This is a genomic window from Coprobacter sp., assembly GCF_982436375.1.
On sequence record NZ_CEWDCG010000283.1, the window covers coordinates 1 to 2,876 of the forward strand.

At 41.5% G+C, this 2,876-nt stretch carries 2 protein-coding genes; both read left to right on the plus strand.

Annotated elements, in window-relative coordinates:
* The first annotated feature begins 1 nt into the window (after window position 1).
* Window positions 2-1,009: an aspartate-semialdehyde dehydrogenase gene (locus AC1WHX_RS11635; protein ID WP_302545298.1), complete on the plus strand. Its 1,008-nt coding sequence runs from the start codon at window positions 2-4 to the stop codon at window positions 1,007-1,009.
* A 463-nt stretch (window positions 1,010-1,472) separates the two neighbouring features.
* Window positions 1,473-2,876, plus strand: a 1,404-nt coding sequence (locus AC1WHX_RS11640) for a gamma-glutamyl-gamma-aminobutyrate hydrolase family protein (RefSeq protein ID WP_481229422.1), incomplete at its 3' end; no start/stop codon positions are given.

Here is a 2,876-nt window from a genome sequence, read left to right on the forward strand (position 1 = left end):
AATGAAAGTAGCTATTGTTGGTGCAAGCGGTGCGGTAGGCCAGGAGTTTCTCCGTGTATTGGACGAAAGAAATTTTCCGGTAGATGAATTGTTGTTGTTCGGCTCTTCTCGTAGTGCCGGATCTGAATATGTTTTCCGGAATAAAAAAATTGTAGTGAAGGAGCTGAAGCATAATGACGATTTTAAAGGCGTGGACATTGCTTTTACTTCTGCCGGTGCAGGAACATCAAAAGAGTTTGAATCGACGATTACGAAATATGGAGCTGTGATGATCGATAACTCGAGCGCTTTTCGTATGGATGACGATGTGCCTTTGGTAGTTCCGGAGGTGAATGGGCCGGATGCAAAAATTCGTCCTCGAGGAGTAATTGCTAATCCGAATTGTACGACAATTCAGATGGTTGTAGCATTGAAAGCTATCGAGGATTTGTCTCATATAAAGGCCGTACATGTAGCTACGTATCAGGCTGCCAGCGGTGCTGGAGCATCGGCAATGGCAGAGTTGGTTCATCAATATGAAGAGTTGATGAAGGGAGATAAACCGACGATAGAGAAATTTTATTATCAGTTGGCATATAACGTAATTCCTCAGGTAGATGTGTTTACCGATACATTGTATACGAAGGAGGAGATGAAAATGTACAACGAGACGCGGAAAATTATGCATTCAGATGTGAAAGTGAGTGCTATGTGCGTACGTGTTCCGGTTATGCGTGCTCATTCAGAGTCTATTTGGGTAGAAACCGAGCGTCCTATTTCGGTTGCTGAGGCACGTGAGGCATTTTCTAAAGCGGAGGGCGTTGTTTTAATGGATGATCTTGCAAACAAGATATATCCTATGCCGCTCGATATTGCTGGAAAAGATCCTGTGTATGTCGGTCGTGTGCGTGAGGATCTTGCTAATCCGAACGGGTTGACATTTTGGACTGTGAGTGATCAGATAAAGAAAGGTGCTGCACTGAACGCTGTACAGATTGCCGAGTATTTGATCCGGGAAAATGCTCTTTGATAAGAAACAGATTAGTCATAACATAACAATTAGCTGATGCGAGGCGACTCATCATATGAGTCGCCTCGCATTGCTTAGAAAAGGTTTTTATATCGTAGAAGAGTTCTTTGTCGGATTGCCATTCTTTTTGAAGATTTATTTCGGATACTTTCTTTTGAGTATGTTTTGTCGTTTTTATGAGGATAATAGAGGGTTACCTGACGAGCGAAAACGAGAAAACAGCCCGAGAGAAAATGTAAAAATGACTTGATATTATTTTCTGCATCGGAAAATAGAGGCAGGCTTTTAATTTATTGGAAAAGAAATATTATCTTTCGGTCTGTTTTCGGTTCTTTTCCTTCTTTTTGTTTCATTGTTTGAGAAGACTTCGGTGTTTGTGACTTATGAAACCGAATATTCTTAGAAAAAGAGGCCAAAAGATTTTCTCAAAATAAATTAAAAACAGTTTCTAAAAACCTAACTTATGGAAAAAGGAAATTATCCTACCGATTTGGATAGTCTTTTTAGAATAATAGATGAAGAGATTTGTTGTTCGGAGGATTCCAAAAAAACTTTGATCGGTATAACTACATATACGAAAGAGGGGGCTTCTTGTGTCGCTAATCTTTATGTAAATTCGGTTATTCAGGCCGGCGGCAGCCCGGTACTTATTCCATTGTGTGATGATATTGCCTTGTTGTCGGGGATTGTAGCTCGTTTGGACGGGTTGCTTCTAACAGGAGGAGGGGATATTTCACCTTTGTTTTTGAATGAAGAGCCTCATCCGAAACTTCAAGATGTGGATTTGTCTCGGGATTGTTGGGAGATTGCAGTGTTACGTATGGCTTCTTTAAGGCAAATTCCGATCTTTGGAATTTGTAGAGGACATCAGTTGATTAATGCTGTGTTCGGAGGAAAAAATTATCAGGATATTCCGAGCCAACATTTAGGAGAGGCCATTCAGCATTCTCAGAAACAGCCCCGCGAATTCGTGTCGCATACGGTTACCGTAAAGCTGGATACTTTGTTGGCTTCATTGATCGGTGAGGGACGTATAGCTGTAAATTCTATTCATCATCAAGGGGTGTGGGAAATTGCTCCGGGATTTATCGAGAGCGCAGTTGCGCCTGATGGTGTCAATGAAGGCATGGAGTCTAAAACAGCGTCTATTTTTAGTGTGCAGTGGCATCCTGAAGGTTTGGTGTGTGCCGGCAATAAGAAGATGTTGAATTTGTTTGTTCATTTGGTTAAAGAGGCGGAAATATATGCTCGAGCGAAAAATTTTCATCTTCGACATGTCTCATTAGATTCTCATTGTGATACTCCTATGTTTTTCCCTGAAAAGATAGATATCGGGGTTAGGGATACACGCTTGAAGGTCGATTTGTCTAAAATGAGAGACGGACAGATCGATGCGGAATGTATGGTGGCTTATTTGCCTCAGAAGGAACGGGATGATGTTGCTCTTGAAGCTGCTACCCGAAAGGCTGATGCTATATTGAATGAATTGAAACGCCAGATTTCCGTACATCAGGATAGGGTCGGACAGGCATTTTCAAGAAAAGATCTTATTGAGTTGAAACAAGCTGGGAAGAAGGCTATTTTCTTGGGGATTGAAAATGGGTATGCTATCGGAAAAGATATTTCTAATTTGTCTCGTTTCAGGGATATGGGAGTCGTATATATGACTCTGTGTCATAATGGGAATAACGACATTTGCGATTCTGCCAGCGGTGAACCTGAGCATAATGGATTGAGTGATTTCGGGAAAAGTGTGGTGCGAGAGATGAATCGGATAGGAATGATGGTGGATCTTTCTCATGCTTCGGAAAAATCTTTTTATGATGCGTTGGAAGTCAGCACGAAGCCGATTGTTGCCTCGCATTCT

Excerpts from the sequence above, each read along its gene's own strand:
- AC1WHX_RS11635 (WP_302545298.1), top strand. The coding sequence starts at position 2 with ATGAAAGTAGCTATTGTTGGTGCAAGCGGTGCGGTAGGCCAGGAGTTT.